This window comes from Pseudonocardia alaniniphila, assembly GCF_022524485.1.
Classification (GTDB): domain Bacteria; phylum Actinomycetota; class Actinomycetes; order Mycobacteriales; family Pseudonocardiaceae; genus Pseudonocardia; species Pseudonocardia alaniniphila.
In genome coordinates, this window is the sequence record NZ_JAKXMK010000004.1 from 238,542 (window position 1) to 254,340 (window position 15,799).

Sequence of the window (15,799 nt, forward strand, 5' to 3'; positions counted from 1 at the left end):
GCCCGGGTTACTTGAGGACGCCGAGCTTGTTGGCGACGAACGCCCCGACGCCGGCTGCGATGGTGCCGGCGATGATGGCGCCCGCTGAGATGTGGAAACCCTCGTCGGTGTTGCGGCCTCCACCGCGCTCGTCGACCTGACCGATCCGGGCGCGAACGGTCCACGCGAGCTCCATCAGCCGGGCGCGGGCCCGGGTGGCGAGCAGGTTCATGATCGGACCTCCAGAGTGTTGTCAGACGCTGGTCAACAGCGCGGTACCTGCCGGGAAAAGAACCCACGCTGCGATGAGGAAGACCTGCAGCGCCCCGGGGGTGCTCATCTGCCCGCTGGCCCGATGGGCGGCGGCGTGCTCGTCGGCCAGCAGCTCGTCGCTGAGGCTCTCCGCGCGAGCGAGCAGGGTGCCGACCACCGCGGCGCCGTCCTGCCCGGCGGTTGCGGCGATGGTGGACAGGTCGGTGAGTTCGTCGATGTCCACGCGTTCGCCGAACCGGCGCAGCCCGTCCCAGGGCATCTCGCCGGCGCGTTGGGCGAGGTCGAGCTCGTCGCGTAGGCGTCGCATCGCCCAGCTGTCGGTGAGCAGCATCCCGGGAACGGTCAGAGCGGTGGACACCCCGGCGCCGCCGCGGCGCAACAGACCGACCTGCTGAAGGTAGGAGACCAGCGCGGACCGCAACTCGTCACGCGCCTGATCGGCACGCTCCTGGATACGGCGGGCGTGGCTGGTCCAGCCGACGAGAAGCCCCACGACGCCGAGCCCCGTCGGCACCACCAAGGGGATCCCGATATCGAGCACCGCGAGAACACCGCCGAGTACCGGACCCGCGGCGGCAAGACTCAGCGCGGACGACGCGGCGCCGATCAGGAACCGGTCGCGACCGAGGCCGAGCAGCTCGAGATCGCCGTCAGCGACCGCGATCGGGAGCCGCCGAAGAATCGGCAGCAGCAGCCGCGACCGGCTCCCACGCTCGGGCAACGCCGGTAGGGGCGTTCGCTCGTCGAGGGCGGCGAGGGCATCGGCGAGCATCGGGTGGCGGTGGGTGATAGCAGCGATGACCAGGGCAGCGGCGGTGCCGATCAATGCCCCGGCGAGCAGAACGAGAGGCAGTCCAGCGGTCATGATGTGCCTGCCGTTTCGCCGAGGAAGCGCGGCGCGCGGCGGCCGAGTGACAGCCGGCGCATCCAGACCAGCAGCGCGATGGTTCCGGCCAGCAACAACGCCATGACCGTCTGCCCGATCGGGGTGCTGTACGGGGCGGCGAACGCCGGGGTGAGGGCCAGCAGCACGAGCAGTCCCACCTGGATGATCAGCAGCATGCGCAGCGACTGGCGGGACTCTGCGCGGGCGGCCTCGATGTCGCGGCGCGCGCGGATATCGCGGGCGACCCCGTCGGCGAGCTGACGCAACACCCGCGCGACCCCGGTGCTCTGCTGATGCAGCGCGAGCAGCAGCGCCGCGGCCACGGCATCACCGGTGCGGTCGTCGATGGCGTCCGCGAACTCACGCAGGGCCGCCCCCGGGTGTCCCTGATCGAGCTGCAAGCGGCGCGCCAACGTGCGCACAGGGGCCGCGACCGGCCCATCGACCCGTGCGGCAGACGTCACGATGGCCTGGGCGAGGCCGATCGCGCCGCCCCCGGCGAGCGTGTCGGCCATCCGGCGGCACCAGGTCTCGAGCGCCTCCAGGGTGTCTATCCGTTCCTGAACCAGGCGCGCCGAACCGAGCAGCCACGGCAGCCACAGCCCGGTCGCGAGCGTCGCGAGCCCGGCTACCGGCCATCCGGTCACCGCCCACACCACCGTCGCCGCGACCAACCACCCCAGTACGCGTCGCCTGCGCTGGAGACGTGAGTGGGCCGGATTTGCCGTCGCGGCCCACGCGCGTTTGAGACGACGAACCCACGAGCGTGCGGGGACAGCGGGCTGGGGAGACGCGGGCGGTTGGAACCGGAAGCCGACGATGAGCAGAGTGGCAGCCAGGGCTAGACAGCCTCCCGCGGCCGCGGCGGCCAGCTCGACGAGTGTCATCGCTGCCATCCGTCGGTCACGTTCTGGAGGAATCCCAGCTCGATTCCGGCTTCCTCGAAGGGACGCCGGTTCTGGGGCATCAGCTGAAAATGGGCCCTTGGGTCACCGGCCTGAGCAGCGGCGAACACGCGGTTCATCGCCACGCCACCGTTCTCACCCAGCGAGGTCACTTCCGCGACCTCAGACACGACCCGGGTCCTGCGTCCACCGGGGATCGTGGCCTGGCGCATGTGTACGACGTAGTCGATGCCTTGGGCGGCGAGTCGGGTGACGAACGAGTCCGACCAGCCCGAGCCGGCTGCCTTCATCGTCGCGGTGACCAGCCGTTCGAAGGCCTCGGCCGCGGATCCCGCGTGCAGCGTGCACATCGAGCCGGGCATCCCTGCGTTCATCGCCTCGAGCATCGGGAGCGCTTCCTCCCCGCGCACCTCTCCGACGATCACGCGCGTGACCGACATGCGCAGCGTCTGGTGCAGCAGGTCCGACAGGGTCATCTCCCCGGCCGGACGTCCGGTGGCCGGATCGCGCTCGGTTGAGCCGGAGCGGCACTCCGCGGCGTAGAGCAGCGGGGGCCGGTTCGGGAGGCGGTGCAGGTTCAGCTCGAACTCGGTCTCCAGCGTGGCGAACCGCTCCCGGGGATCGATCTCCCGAGCCAACGCCCGCAGCAAGGTCGTCTTCCCGGACGCCGGAGTCCCCGTCACAAGAATGCTCAAGCGGGCCCTCACCAGTGAGGCAAGGAAGCGAGCCAGCGTGGGCGAAATGGTGTCGAGACGGACGAGATCCCGCAGCGATATGTCGACAAGCCTGTGCTTGCGAATCGTCACGATCGGGCGCGGGACGACCTCGCGCATCGCGGCAAGCCGCGAGCCATCGGGGAGCTGCATGTTCAGACACGGCTGCGCGGGGGAGAACGCCCGCTCCGAGCTGCCGTGGTGAGCCGCGATGTACTGCACCTGCTGCACGAGATCGGCGTCAGTATCCGCGATGGGCCCATCAGCAGCGCGTACCGAGCCATCGGTCATGCGCAGAACCGGTACATCGCAGCCGGTGATGTGAATGTCCTCGACATCCGGCAGATCAAGCAGCGCTTGGATGCGCCCGAGGCCCCACACCGTGTTCTCGACCGTCTGGACGACCGCCCGCTCGACACCGGGATCGAGCTGCGGCTCGCCACGAGCGATGCGCCGGCGGGCCTCAGCGTCGAGTTCGGACTGAATCCAGGCGAGCACCAACTGTCGCTGATCAGCTGGATCGAGGCGGTCGCGTCCGGGTTCGTCCGCCAACCGCTGCAGCACCGCGGCGTGCACCCGCCGGACCAGGTCCTGATCCGCCCGAGGGGAACGGGCAGATCCGCTCAGCGTGGAGGTCATGTCGCCGACCCCGACGACACGACGCCTGCCAGCCTTTCGGCCATTCGGCCCGCCGTACGCTGCAAAGCACTCCTGGCAAACGACCGCCCAGGCCGCGCTCCATCGCTCCAGACGGCGGCCGCACCCGCGTCCTTCGGCATGTCACCCAGCAGTGGCAGCCGGCATCCCTCGGCGATCTCGGCCGCCGAATAAGGCTCGTCGGCCGCCACGACCATCAGCGACACCCGAGGATCGCCCGGCTCCACGCCCGCTGCCTTCTGCAACTGAGGGCTGATCCGTGCGGCGGAGCGGACGGCGCGCAGCGACGACGTCGTGACCAGGACCAATGCGTCGCAGGTTCGAAGCAGCGGCTCGACACCGTCGACGAGGGCAAAGCGTCCGCAATCCGCCACGACGTCGGCCGCATGGATTCGAGCCAGCGACGAGCCCAGTTGAGACCACGGCACGCTGGCCGACTGCCCCACGCAGCCCAAGCCGGCGAGCACCGGCGGTGCGTGTGGTGCCGGTCGGTGCACTCGCCGGTTCAACGCCTGATCCAGGTTGGTGTTGCGAAGGTCGACGACCAATTCCGCCAGTCCCGCGGCGGGGGGCCAGTCGCCGCCGCCGAGCCCGGCGCGTACATCGCCGCCGAACGGATCCGCGTCCAGAAACAACGCGAGCCGCGGCCATTGCGACGCTAGTGCCAGCGCAGACGTGGTGACCCCCGGACTTCCCTTAGCCGACACCAGCCCGACCAACACCGCGCTCACCCCCGCCCCACGAGCACGACCGCAACCCGGCCATTGATGGCCGCGAGCGCCAGCTGTTCGGAGTCGGCCTGCGGGACGAGAACATCGATACTGCGCCTACCCGAGACATCCGGATCTCCCGCCCGCACCACCGACGCGCGACGTGGTGGACTCCCGTCGCCGGTGATCACCAGGACCTCGTCGCGGACCTCCAGCGACGTCGACGGCGCGTGGCCGGCCTCGACCGACAACCCGACCACAGCTTGACCGGGCACCGGGCTGACCTCGGCGGTCACGGCGTCTCGCGTCAGCGTCTGACCGCTCATCAGGTCGGTGCCCGCGTGCCGGCCCACTATCGTGTCGACCTCGCTCCACGGGACCGTCACTAGACCGGTGTCCGGTGGGAGCCGTACCTCGCGGAGGTCGGAGAGCTGGATGAGCGCGCCAAACTGCAGCGGCCGGGCGGTCGCCACGACGCCCTCGCGGGCGACTGCACCGCGATAGGCAAACGCCCCGAGCAATGCCCCAGTCACTGCGAGCGTCACGCCGAGAAGCAACAGCCGGGACGACCGTCGACCGCGCAGTTGTCTGGGCGCCGGTTGATTCTCGATGGCGTGTGGGATGGTCGCGGTCACTGGCCGTCACCGCCGACCAAGACCTGGACCTCACCGACCGCCAGAGACGTGTCAGTCGAGACGCGCACGATCTGCTCCCCGTCGACGGGAGAGCCGTTCGTCGTTCCCGACCACGTCACCGTCCACACGCTGGTCGCGGTGATCGTCCAGCGACCGGTGCCGTCGGTGCGCTCCGGTAGTGAGCGCTGTTCGTAGATGTAACCGCAGTCGGGTGAGGGGCCGTCCTGACCGGTCCACGGCGTCCCGGGGCCTAGGCACCTGACCGTGGCGCCCGCCGGCCCCATCGTCCATTCGACCGTGGTCAGCCTGCCGACTGCGGTGACGCTTGCGGCGCCTGCCGTCGCTGTCGCCGATACGGGCCCCGCAGAGGCGCCCCGGTCGTCGATCCACAACCACAGCGGCACCCCGACAAATGCATCGCCCTGAGCCGAGATGTGCAGAACGGGTGGTTCGAGGGTCAGTAACTCCAAAGCCTGCTGAGCCAGCACTTCGGGCGTCACGACCGCTGGAGTGCCAGCTCGACGGCTGGCCCCGGGTACCGGATCGACAACGTCGCCGGGCGCGGGTTCCTCGCCAACAGCCCAGCCGCCGTTCCCGAGCGGCAACGCTGCAACCGGCGGTGGCTGTGGTGCCGTCGGGACCTTCGCTGTCTTCGGCCGAGCCCGGGTCTGGAGGGTCGGGGAACCGTCGCCCGAATCGCGCGGACCGCCAGGTCGGCCGGGGTCGACGGCGGCAACGAGGCACCTTCCTTTGCCGTCGATGAGGGCGCAGCCGGGTGGCGCCGGCGTGCTGGCGACCGTGAACAACAACGACGGAAGGACGATGGCGAGCGCTGAAGCGGTCAGCATGGTTCGCCCATCAATGGCACCGTGCGTTCCACGAGCCAGCGGTCCTCGACTTTGGCTAGCTCGGCCCGAAACCGGTAGCGGGGAACCCGGTTCTCCAGATCGTCGAGCACATCCCCGGTCGTGTCGGAGACGAGTCGTGAGTCGCCGAGATCGACGCAATCGAGGATCTCGATCCGCTGGTCGGACACCTGGCCCAGCGACGGGCTGCGCGTGATCGCGCCTACTGAGTGAGCTGGGAAGCCGGCGTAGTTCTCCACGTCCGCACGCGCCGTTTCCAGGGCCTGTCCTGTCGCAACTTCTCGCAACCGTGGAATCCAGTCACGCGACTTCGGTGCGGCGTACGCGGCGTCGGTGACTGTCCAGAAATTCTCGTACGCGGCGAGGGCCTGTCGCTCCGGAAGATCAGGTGGGGCCGGCAGTGTGGTCGGTGCCGTTGGGGCGACAGATGCTGACGAGCAGCCCGCGACAACGGCGGTGAGCAGCAGCATCGTCGGGATGACTCCGTGGAACCTCATGCCGTTGCTCCTCCCAGTGGCAGTGCGGTCGATGCTGCGGCCATCTGTGGTCGTTGCGTGGTTGCCGCGTTGCTCCGCGATCACAGGAGGAGGGCTTACCAGGGGCGCTGTGGCTTCGTTGCTGATCGGGTGTTCGTACCCCAAATGGAGTAGGGGCCACCGACGTGTCGGACTGTCACTCCGGCACGTCTGCGGAGTTGGGTACGAGCTGAGCATCTGCGCGGAAGAATGACCGGCGTGTCCGAAGAGACCTCCGACACCGTCGTGACCGTGCTCGACCGTCTCGTCGCCGCTGGGCTGAGCCCGGAACGGGCGGAGGAACATCTGCGGTCGGGCAGGGTGCAGGTCGACGGGGAGACAGTGACCGATGGAGACCGGGCGGCGCCGGCGCCGGCGCGGCTGGTGCTGGTCGCCGGATGACGAACCACCTGGTGGTGGTCCGGCAGACTCGCTCCTCCGGGCGCGGCAACACGTAGACTTCTGCCTGCCGCGCTTCCCCCGCGATCCACGACCGGACTACGCAGGGGGTGCCATGCCTGACATCGACCAGCTCGCCGTCAACGCCGGTAAGCACATCGACAATCGCCACGGGTCCGCCGCCTCTGGCTTCAGTCACGAAGCCCGTGAAGCCGTCCGCGACCTAACTGTCGCCCTCGCCGGGGACGTCGGGCAGCTCCTCGCCGAACGGGCTGTCACCCGCTGGATCATCACGCGCGTGGGGGTCAACGAGTGCGTGAGCGCTGCGCGGGCTGACGGCTTACGAAACGATGCGAGCTTGCGGCGGCAGCGGCAAGCGTGCGCCTTGGACCGAGCCGAAGGCGGAGTATCAGGTCCGGAGTGGTAGCGCGGTTTCGCAACCTCCTGCATCTACCTCACAACGCTCATCCGCTCCTGGCCGGCCACGACGAATCGACCGGCTCGGACGCGCTATCTCGAAGAGGATCGTCGAGGGCAGCCCGTGTAGGTCGCGTGGCGAGGCTCGACCGCCCGCAAACTCTGATCTATTGCCCGAGCTCTGCCGGGCAGCGAGCCTGCCCGGTATCACGCGACGTCAGTGACGGCATACGGCTACGTCGGTGTCGAGAGTTGCTTGTAGTCGGGGCACGCGCTGATGTTGTCGATGGCGAGCGATTACTGGGCCACACTTATTTACCTCAGTGGCGCCCATGATTTCGCTCACCGGCTTCCCTTGCTGCGTTCGCTAGGCCACACGGCCACCGTGCCCCGGGCCGCCCTGTGCCGCCCACCGTGCATCCCCGGCACCGGCCGTGTTGATCGGGCTGGTGGGTGGCAGTCAAGGCCGTGACGAGATCAGGCATCGAAGCCAACACGGCTATAAGCGTCTGCCACCGGTAGCGGTCCACATACGCAGGGTAGAACAAGTGACCCAACTGAGACAACTGACTCAGTCGACCCGGATGACTCTGACACGTATGTCTGACCCCGCTGGTCACCTAGCGTGGCTGGGGTGCCGGACGCGAAGCTCCTGACAACCGCGCAAGCGGCTGAGCATCTGGGGATCGACCGGCGCACACTCGCCCGCTACGCAAAACAGGGGCTGCTCAAGGCGACGGTGGTGCTCCCGAGCGGTCATCTGAGGTGGGACCTGGACGACATCCAGCGACAGATGCGCGAGCTGCGAGAGCAGGGCAAGGGCGGCTAATCGTCGGGCACTGAGAGTGTCGGCCGTTGATCCTTGGCGACTCACCGTGCTAATTGCGCCGAGCGCGCCCCTTATCACCCCTACCCGGTGTCGGCGCTGGCGGCAGATGGCTCGAGTCGTGCGTCGGAGGACATGTGTGACGGCTGTCCACATGTTCCGAGCAAGTGCTGTCGGGCGTCGCGGTGTTCATCGAGTCTCGACGCATGTATCGGACATGGATCGCCGCCAACGCTCTGCTTATCCTGCTCACGATCTGTTCCTGTGACCTGGCAAAGTCCGGAGACGTCGGTATGCGCGACCGCTGCACCGGCGTCCTGATGGAGCGGCGCATGTCAGGGCCGCTAGTAGTGCTCGAGGCGAGCGCGCAGGCGTGCTATGACGTTGATGGGAAGCTGCTCTCCTACCGGGATGCCGTAGACCGGCTGGGGCAGGTTGCGTGGTCATCAATGCGGCTGCCTGTCGACGCAATCCACGTGCGTGTGTATCGAGCGTTCGACGCAGATATAGCCGTGCCGCCTGCTTCTCTACAGTTGTCGGCGGCTTCGCTCAAGTGTCGATTTGGCCCTGGTCCGATGGGCATCACGCGTCCCGTGTTGCGACGTCCCGATACGCAGTTGCTGTGGTTCTTACTCCCCATCGCGTATCTCGCCGTCGCCGTGACTGCAGTTGGCATAGCTCGTCGAGCGCAGCGCTCGGGCTTGACGGTCGTTCTGCTCCGTCGGTGAAGCTCGTAGCTGGCGCCAGAAAGGTCGAAGGGCGCCTTCGTCAAGGACCTGTACTTATTTGGCGCGCCGGCCCCTCGGGAAGCAGGGCGAGGGCGGCGGCCACGGTGCGCGGCTTCGCAGCGAGCAGCAGCAATAGGGCCGCGGGTGAGGCGCCCTAGGCGTGCAGCACGGCCTTGGACACGCTCGGGTTGGGCTCGGCAAAGAGCGCTGCGGCGAGGTGAGTCAGCGGGTTGGTCAGTTTCCGGGCGGTCAGGTACAGCACGGCGCGACCGTGGCGTTCACCAGTGAAGAGGCCGGCGTCGCGCAGAACTCTGAGATGTTGCGATACCGCGCTGGGCGTGATCTGTAGTGGGCACGCCAGGTCTGTGCCTGTGGCGGGCGATCGCAGTGCCTCGGGCAGTTGAGCGCGTGGCCGCGCCAGCAGACGGATGGCGCTGCCAGGTGCTGCACGGGTCCCAGCGGTCGATAGCGCGCCGACGCCACGCGCTGGGTAGCGCACGGAGCTGCATTTTCTGGCTGTTGACCGCCCATGGGAGCGGGCGAACGTTGTCGTCGCAGGCACACCTTTGATCGATCACGACTCCGTACGTGAGGTCGTGATCGCTCCACCGTTTGACGCTGTCTGAGCGACTCGATTGCAAACCAGGCCCGACCGACGACCTTGCGGCCAACCCTCGCCGCGGGCTACCTGAGGTCGTCGACTTGGAGGTCGTGCCGTACCCGCCGGAATGTGGCTGGATGCCGCCACACTGGCCGACTCCGCACCACTCCACTGCTGCGTCGACAGCGAGTTCCACAACGAGCGTCGGCTCCACCGGCGTGTATTCGACGGGAGCGGCGTCGCCGAACCTCGCCGGTGGCAGAACAGCGGGCCACGGATGTTGCTGCCCGGCAGGGCGCAGGAGGGCACCCAGCGCGGGTCTGGTGTCGCGTGGGAGTGTCCCGGTGCGCCCGACCACCCGCAGACGTCCGGTCTTGTCGTAGCGGCCGAGTACCAAGGACACCGGGGTGGCGATCGAGCCGAGCACGCCGCCGACCACGGCCTCCGCACTGGTCTTGGTCTTGACCTTCCGCCAGGCCCGCCTCGCCGGTAGGTAGCTGTGGTCGAGGCGTTTCGCGACGACACCTTCGATGCCGGCGTCGAGGTGCCCTGTGAGCCATGCCCGGGCTGCGTCGGCGTCGGTGGTCATCGGGACGACCGCGAGAGGTGGGGCGGCGTCGTCGAGCAGCCGGAGGAGCAGGGCGCGGCGCACCCGGTAGGGGTGGGCACGCAGGTCGGTGCCTCCTGCGGCGAGCACGTCGAACACGACGAACGTGGCGGGTGTCTCGGCCGCGGCCCGGCGTGCATTGGTGAGGCGGCGTTGCAGCGCCATGAAGTCCAGCCCGCCGGCCCGACAGATGACGAGTTCGCCGTCGAGCACGACGTGGCCGGCGAACCGGTCGGCGATCGCGGCGACGATCTCGGGGAAGTAGCGGGTCAGGGGCCGGTGCTGGCGGGAGTGGAGCCGCACTCGCCCTCGGTCCGCGGTGGCGAGCGCCCGGAACCCGTCGAACTTCGGCTCGAATGCCCACGGCCCTGCTGTGGGCAGGTCCGGCGCTGGTCGGGCGACCATCGGCTGGAGCGGCGGGCGGAGCACCTGGGGACGGTAAGCCGGTCACAGAGCGGTGACCTGCGGCGGGCTCTCCGCAATGGGGTGTCCTGGCTCGCGACGTTGGCTCGTCCGAGTTGGACGAGCCAAATGCGGCGTCCCGTGCCACTAGGAAGGTCGCGGCCATCGGTACCGGATACAGCGGCACCACCCTCGACAAGGTCGACCGGATCCGGCCAACACCAAGTCAGCGCCTGCCACTACCGCCGCGGCGAACGACCGCCCGACTGATCAACTGCAGTACTAGGTCCGGTCCCTGAGTAGGTGAGTTGTTCGGACAAAGATTGCAGAATCGACAACGCTGCCCGCACCGCATCTGCTGGCCACCGCCATCGAGGAAGGCCGGGGCCTGTCCTCGAAGCGGCATCCCGACCGACAGCTCCTATCGTCTGCTGCCGGCCTGACGGCCCGGCCTCACTTCAGGTGCCGGGCGAAGAACCGGTTCCCGTCCCCCTCGAACTGCGGGACGCCGGTGTGTCCGCCCATATTGGCGTGCAGGGTCTTCTCCTTGGTGCCGAAGGTGTCGAACAGGTCCAGGGCCATCTGCCGGTCGTTTCCTTCGTCGTCCCACTGCAGCAGGACCTGCAGCGGAATGGTGACCTGCCGGGCCTCCTCGAACAGGATGCGGGGCACGAAGCTCCCGGCGAACAGAAGGGCGGCCGAGATGCGCGGCTCGACCACCGCCAGCCGGATGCCGATGGCGATCACCCCTCCCGCGTACCCGACCGGGCCGCCGATCTCGGGCAGCGAAAGCAGGGCATCTAGGGCGGCCCGCCATTCCGGGACCGCCTTTTCGACCAGCGGCAGGACGAGCCGGTCGACGATCTCGTCGTCGACCGGCTCGCCGGCCTCCAGCGCCCGGCGCAGGTCGGCGCGGGCCTCCTGGGCGGCGGCGGAACGAGGTCGGTCACCGCTCCAGGGGAGCTCGATGGTGGCCGCGGCGAAGCCCTCGGCCGCGGAGTGCTGGGCCCGGGCAACCAGTCGAGGGTACATCTTGTGCAGTCCGCCGGGGTGGCCGAGCAGGATCAGCGGGGCCGGTGCGGATGCGGATCCGGGCGTCCACAGGATGCCGGGGATCTCGCCGAGGGTGAACCCGCGTTCGAGGACGCCGTCGTCGAGGCGCTGTTCGGAAGTGAATCGCATGGTCGTACCTTTCGGGAGTGCTCGTGAACGGCGCTCCCGGACGACCTATCGCCCGGCCGTGACCCCGAGGGGGAGCCCCCATGTCGATACTGCGTTCACGGGTACCACCTCCTCGATCTCTCACACGGCCGCCGGGAAAGTAGCTGTGGTCGCCGTGGTCCGCCAACGGGTTTTCGCGCAGGCTCCGTGCCCGGACCCCACGCAGCCACTCGCCTCAACGCCAAGGGCGTGCAGTCAAGGGCTTCGGCCTGAGGCGTGATCGCAGCACGGCGAAGGCACACCTTGGTCAGCGGCTGGCACCGGGACATGCCCCAGCGTCTCCGGGCTCAGCCTCTCACGACACACGGAAGTGCCGGTGCAGTACTAGATCGCTCCAAGCCGCCTGAAATATTTCGGTTTCGGATAGCTCCATGCGTGAGCTCGTCGAGGCCAATGTGGCGTTCATCATCGGCTGGTCGAACGTTGCCAACGTGAGTCCGGACCAAACAGCCGACACAATCATCGCCATAGCCATCGTCAATCCACTTCCGAGACGCGACGCTAGTGCTATGGAGCCAGGCCGCGTCCGTTCAGGATGCTGAGGTGGATGTGGTCGTAGTGGCTGCCGGTGACGTCGTTGGGGTCGTAGATTCCGCCGCCGGTGTAAGGCCGTCCCCAGCCGTTGGTGTCCGGTGTGTCGGGTGACCAGAACCGGCCTTGCCAGATCACGTACTTCACCCGAAGTGCAGCGGCGTGAGTTCGGAGCCAGGTCGCGAGTCGCCAGCCGTTCTGGAGGTCGTCCCCCTCGGGGAATTGTCCCGCGCTGGCCGGGAAGTAGTCGCAGGCAGTTCCGCGGGAATGGTCGCTGTCGGGGTTCCATGCGTGTTCGTCCCAGCAGCCGGCGGAGCGGATCGGGGCGTCGGGGCCGGGCTTGCCGAGGGCGCGGATGATTTCGTCGTGGGCGTGGCGGGTGGCCGGAGTGAGGCACCGCCCGCCGGTGGGGTCAATGGCGGTGCAGGTGGTACTGGCTCCTGTGAATGATGTCGGTGCCGGGAGGTCGTTGATGGAGACCGGTCCGGCTGGGGCGCTGTATTGCTCGACGAGGGCGTGAACGTGGTCGATGTATTTCCTGATGAGCTCGATGCAGGAGGTGTCGCAGCCGGCCTCGCCTGGGTTCGGGATGCCGGTGGCTGAGCCGGTGAGGCGTCCGCATCCGGCGATGTGGCAGACCAGCATGCCGTCTAGCGGTGTCGTCGGTTTCCCGGTAGCGCGCAGGTGCGCGGCGGCGAGGCGCAGGTTGCGGCAGACCCAGGGGATCGCGAGGCGCAGGTGTTCCTTTGGCTGGAGGATGCTGGCATTGGGCGGCGGTGGGCTGCTGGTCCAGGCGGCGCCGCCGGCATCTCGCCAGTTCGTCTCGTTGAGTTGGTAGAGCCCGGCGGCGCCGCCGTTGCGGTCGGTACTGAACGCTGTCGGGTTCCAGCTGGACTCGGCTTGGACGTGGGCGATTACCCAGACCGGCGGGAGTTCGGGACAGCTCGTGCTGGTGATTGAGGTGATGATGTCGAGGGACTCAGCCGCCAGCGCTGGGACGGCCGCGGTGTTGACCCCGATCGACGATGCCGAGGTGCTCATGCCGCCCAGCAGGGCGCCGATGACGAGCAGGGGAACGAGCAGTGCCGCGACGAGGCCAGTGCCGACGATGGCAGCTGTGCGCACGAGCTCAGTCGGTCTGCTCGGGTGTCTTTGTTGGCAGTGTGGGGAGTGGAGTGTGTCCGTTGAGGGCGCGGTAGCGCTCGTTGTGGGTGCAGTCGGCGAAGGGGCCGAGTGGGGTGAGGAGTTCGCGCAGGCAGGGGTCGAGGTGGTCGCGGATCCAGATGGACATGGCCGTACCGGGTTCGGGCGCGAGTTCGGTCCAGGCGCGGCGGAGTGCTTCGAGGCGGAAGACGGCTTCGGGGTGTTCCCACCACAACGGGCACCAGGTGAGTTCGCCGCGCAGGGGTCGGGCGATTACTGAGGTGACGGTGTCGTGGACCCAGTCGATCAGGGCGTCGGTGTCGAGCTGTTCGTCGTCCTCGGCGAGTGTCATGTCGACCGGCTCGGCGGTGGGGATGCTGTTGAGGAGTTCGTCGAGTTGATCGGATTGGTGGGTGCGCCAGGCTTCGAGGGCTTGGACGCGGGCGCACAGCTCGGCGATCAGCCGGTCATCAGGCGTGGTCATCCTCTGGCTCCTTTGGACGGTTGACGGGGTTGTCGGGACCGAGTGCTGTGAGGACCTGTTCTCCTGCGGCGTGGAAGAACGGGTCACGTCGGTCGCCGCCGATGGTGCCGATGAAGTGCCCGGCGAGCCGCGCGGCGGCTTCGACGCGTTCGGCCGGGTCGGCGTCGGCGATGCTGCGCAGCGGATCCCACCACCAGGTCTGCCGAGCATGGGCGATGCGTTGCGGGTCGAACGTCCAGACCGGACCGGCCTGCCCGCGCATCCCGGCGGTCAGGGCCCACAGGTCGGCCTTGTTCGAGGTGGCGACGACCAGGCCGGGTGCGGCGAGCACGGTGGGCACGGCCAGCGCGCTGGTCTTGTTCGACCGCGGCCCCATGATGACCAGGCCAACGTCCTCCCAGGACATCGACACCGGCCGCCGGTCGACCGACATCAGCCGCAGCCCATGATCGGAGCTGCCGAACTCGCGGGCACCGGGTCTCAGCTGTCGCGCCCGGCGGACCGCGGCCGCACCGGTCAGATCGCCCAGCTCCGTGGAACGCAACATCGCACGCCGCGGATCCCCCGGTGCCCCGTGTCTGGCGATGACGCGGCCGACAACGAACGCCGGACACGCCTCGATCAGGAGCAGCAGCGAGAAGACGCTGTAGAACGTGGTCGCGCTGGCGCCCGGCGCGAGCACTCCGGCTGCGCCCGCGCGCGCCAGGCGGACCAGTAGTTCGAGGTCAACCGCAGGTGCGACCCAGACTCCGATGCCGACCAGCGCGGCGGCGCTCGCAGCCACCCAGGTGTTTCCGACGAGAACTGCGACGGACCCGATTGCGCCGAGGAGCAGCAGTGGTGCCGTCGCCTCGCGGAGCAGCCCCGGTGTCACGTCTGCTCTTTGCGGCGGAAGGCGCGGTCGGTGTCGTGCAGGGCGAGCTCGGTCGGTGTCAGGGTGAGCGCAACAGGCAGTCCGACCCGCTGTCCGGACTTGATCAGGTACTTGCCTCGCCCGGGGTGGATGCGCCCGGCATGCCAGGTCGGGGGTGCCGCCCAGGAGGTGATCAGCGCGGCCTCGCCCTGGCTGAGCGCGGTGATCCGGCGCAGTCCGTCGAGTTCTTTCGCGGCCATGCCGCCGAGGAGCAGCACGCCGTTGCGGGAGGCCATGCCGCGGGCTTTCGCGCGGTCGGATTCGGTGGGTAGGGCTTCGAGGTCGTCGAGGGAGTGGGTGACTTGGAAGGACACGACGCCGCGGTGTCGCCCGAGGCGGGTGATGCGATCTGACCTCTCCACCAGCCCGGGAGCGACGCGCAGGGCGCGCCACAGCTCGTCTTGCACCTGCACCACGTTGCGACGGTGATCGCCGTAGGCGGCGGCATCGGTCAGGGCGGCGGACCATGCCCAGGAGCAGAGCATCGCGGCGGCGACGACGTCGTCGTCATCGTCGTCCAGGGCGCTGATGTCCAGGGACAGCGCCGGGGTGGTGGGGTCGAAACGGGCGCTGCTGGGCCGGTCGAAGATGCCGCGGATCGCACCTTCGCACAGCAGCCCGAGTGCGTTGGTCAGCGAGCGGGTCAGACGCCGGTAGTCGCTGTCGTCGGCGGATGCTGCGATCAGCTGGAGCGGGGATGCGGCGGACAGCAGCACGGTGAGCACGTCGGGAATGAGCGGCTCGCGTCCGTGCGCGGCGTCGACGGCGATGTCGAGGGCCGCGCCGAGTAGCCGGCGTTCGGTGACGTCGGGTTCGTCGTGGCGGACGATCGTGATCAGTGCCTCGAGCAGTGACAGCCGGCGAGCTCGGAGGGTTTCGATCAGGCGGGTGCGGTCGGTGGCTGGGGCGGTGGCGATGGTGGTGCGCAGTGGGCCGGCGTCGAGTGGGTTGAGGGCGTGTAGTCCGCGGCCGATGTGCCAGACCGAGCCGCCGAGGGCGGTGATGAGGGCGGTGTATTCGCCTTTGACGTCGCCGGGGATGACGGCGCGCATGCCGAAGCCGACGAGGCCGGTGAGCATGCGTTTGGTGATCGAGGATTTCCCGATGCCGGGTTGGCCTTGGACCCAGACTCCGGTGTTGGAGACCAGGCCGGTGCGTAGCCAGTGTGCGGGGTCGAGTCCGACCGGTTCGGCGGTGTGCAGGTGTCGGCCGATGGGGACGCCGCGCACGTCGCTGCCGGAGGGGGTGGCGAAGGGGAACAGGCCGCAGACCTGGCTGGTGGTGGCGGCGAAGCGGTGGCCGGCTTCGACGTGCCCGGCCCGTCCTCCGCCGCGGACCGGCCATCCCCAGGCGCGGGGGATCGGGTCGTGGTCGGGTGTGGTCATCGC

The 15,799-nt window shown here is 68.7% G+C and carries 18 protein-coding genes; 3 read left to right on the forward strand and 15 right to left on the reverse strand.

Annotation, left to right across the window (positions count from 1 at the left end):
- Positions 1-7: 7 nt before the first annotated feature.
- The 8 genes from MMF94_RS05815 to MMF94_RS05850 form a co-directional block, all read right to left on the reverse strand.
- Positions 8-211, reverse strand: a complete 204-nt coding sequence (locus tag MMF94_RS05815) for a hypothetical protein (RefSeq protein ID WP_241035226.1) — start codon at positions 209-211, stop codon at positions 8-10.
- 21 nt (positions 212-232) lie between these two features.
- The gene (locus MMF94_RS05820; RefSeq protein ID WP_241035227.1) at positions 233-1,117 is read right to left on the reverse strand and encodes a hypothetical protein; all 885 of its coding nucleotides are present in this window, start codon (positions 1,115-1,117) and stop codon (positions 233-235) included.
- The gene (locus tag MMF94_RS05825; RefSeq protein WP_241035228.1) at positions 1,114-1,785 is read right to left on the reverse strand and encodes a type II secretion system F family protein; all 672 of its coding nucleotides are present in this window, start codon (positions 1,783-1,785) and stop codon (positions 1,114-1,116) included. Before MMF94_RS05825 ends, MMF94_RS05820 begins: the two co-directional genes overlap by 4 nt.
- A gap of 236 nt (positions 1,786-2,021) precedes the next feature.
- Complete coding sequence (locus MMF94_RS05830) at positions 2,022-3,395, reverse strand: TadA family conjugal transfer-associated ATPase (protein ID WP_241035229.1); 1,374 nt, start codon at positions 3,393-3,395, stop codon at positions 2,022-2,024.
- Positions 3,392-4,144, reverse strand: coding sequence for a CpaE/TadZ family protein (locus MMF94_RS05835; RefSeq protein ID WP_241035230.1), 753 nt, complete (start codon positions 4,142-4,144; stop codon positions 3,392-3,394). The genes MMF94_RS05830 and MMF94_RS05835 overlap by 4 nt, the downstream gene beginning before the upstream one ends.
- Complete coding sequence (locus tag MMF94_RS05840; RefSeq protein ID WP_241035231.1) at positions 4,141-4,668, reverse strand: SAF domain-containing protein; 528 nt, start codon at positions 4,666-4,668, stop codon at positions 4,141-4,143. Before MMF94_RS05840 ends, MMF94_RS05835 begins: the two co-directional genes overlap by 4 nt.
- A gap of 86 nt (positions 4,669-4,754) precedes the next feature.
- Complete coding sequence (locus MMF94_RS05845) at positions 4,755-5,258, reverse strand: hypothetical protein (RefSeq protein ID WP_241035232.1); 504 nt, start codon at positions 5,256-5,258, stop codon at positions 4,755-4,757.
- 341 nt (positions 5,259-5,599) lie between these two features.
- Positions 5,600-6,094, reverse strand: coding sequence for a hypothetical protein (locus tag MMF94_RS05850; RefSeq protein WP_241035233.1), 495 nt, complete (start codon positions 6,092-6,094; stop codon positions 5,600-5,602).
- A 264-nt stretch (positions 6,095-6,358) separates the two neighbouring features.
- On the opposite strand from MMF94_RS05850, the gene MMF94_RS05855 reads away from it, so the two are divergent.
- From MMF94_RS05855 to MMF94_RS05865, 3 genes are all read left to right on the forward strand, one after another.
- Positions 6,359-6,541 carry a hypothetical protein gene (locus MMF94_RS05855; protein WP_241035234.1) on the forward strand — a complete coding sequence of 61 codons (183 nt, stop codon included), beginning with the start codon at positions 6,359-6,361 and terminating at the stop codon, positions 6,539-6,541.
- A gap of 1,048 nt (positions 6,542-7,589) precedes the next feature.
- Positions 7,590-7,784: a helix-turn-helix domain-containing protein gene (locus MMF94_RS05860; protein WP_241035235.1), complete on the forward strand. Its 195-nt coding sequence runs from the start codon at positions 7,590-7,592 to the stop codon at positions 7,782-7,784.
- A 164-nt stretch (positions 7,785-7,948) separates the two neighbouring features.
- The gene (locus tag MMF94_RS05865) at positions 7,949-8,509 is read left to right on the forward strand and encodes a hypothetical protein (RefSeq protein WP_241035236.1); all 561 of its coding nucleotides are present in this window, start codon (positions 7,949-7,951) and stop codon (positions 8,507-8,509) included.
- Positions 8,510-8,663: 154 nt separating this feature from the next.
- Here MMF94_RS05865 and MMF94_RS43690 read toward each other — a convergent pair whose 3' ends face one another.
- From MMF94_RS43690 to MMF94_RS05895, 7 genes are all read right to left on the reverse strand, one after another.
- A complete protein-coding gene (locus MMF94_RS43690) occupies positions 8,664-8,897 on the reverse strand; it encodes an ArsR family transcriptional regulator (RefSeq protein ID WP_379660283.1) in 234 nt (77 codons plus the stop codon).
- Positions 8,788-10,146, reverse strand: coding sequence for an ATP-dependent DNA ligase (locus MMF94_RS05870; RefSeq protein ID WP_241035237.1), 1,359 nt, complete (start codon positions 10,144-10,146; stop codon positions 8,788-8,790). The genes MMF94_RS43690 and MMF94_RS05870 overlap by 110 nt, the downstream gene beginning before the upstream one ends.
- Positions 10,147-10,572: 426 nt before the next feature.
- Complete coding sequence (locus MMF94_RS05875) at positions 10,573-11,301, reverse strand: alpha/beta hydrolase family protein (RefSeq protein ID WP_241035238.1); 729 nt, start codon at positions 11,299-11,301, stop codon at positions 10,573-10,575.
- A 546-nt stretch (positions 11,302-11,847) separates the two neighbouring features.
- Positions 11,848-12,912, reverse strand: coding sequence for a VldE C-terminal domain-containing protein (locus tag MMF94_RS05880; protein WP_241035239.1), 1,065 nt, complete (start codon positions 12,910-12,912; stop codon positions 11,848-11,850).
- Positions 12,913-13,000: 88 nt separating this feature from the next.
- Positions 13,001-13,498: a DUF4913 domain-containing protein gene (locus MMF94_RS05885; RefSeq protein ID WP_241035240.1), complete on the reverse strand. Its 498-nt coding sequence runs from the start codon at positions 13,496-13,498 to the stop codon at positions 13,001-13,003.
- Positions 13,485-14,372: a type IV secretory system conjugative DNA transfer family protein gene (locus tag MMF94_RS05890; protein WP_241035241.1), complete on the reverse strand. Its 888-nt coding sequence runs from the start codon at positions 14,370-14,372 to the stop codon at positions 13,485-13,487. The genes MMF94_RS05885 and MMF94_RS05890 overlap by 14 nt, the downstream gene beginning before the upstream one ends.
- Positions 14,369-15,796 carry a hypothetical protein gene (locus tag MMF94_RS05895; protein ID WP_241035242.1) on the reverse strand — a complete coding sequence of 476 codons (1,428 nt, stop codon included), beginning with the start codon at positions 15,794-15,796 and terminating at the stop codon, positions 14,369-14,371. The genes MMF94_RS05890 and MMF94_RS05895 overlap by 4 nt, the downstream gene beginning before the upstream one ends.
- Between the last annotated feature and the right edge of the window lie 3 nt (positions 15,797-15,799).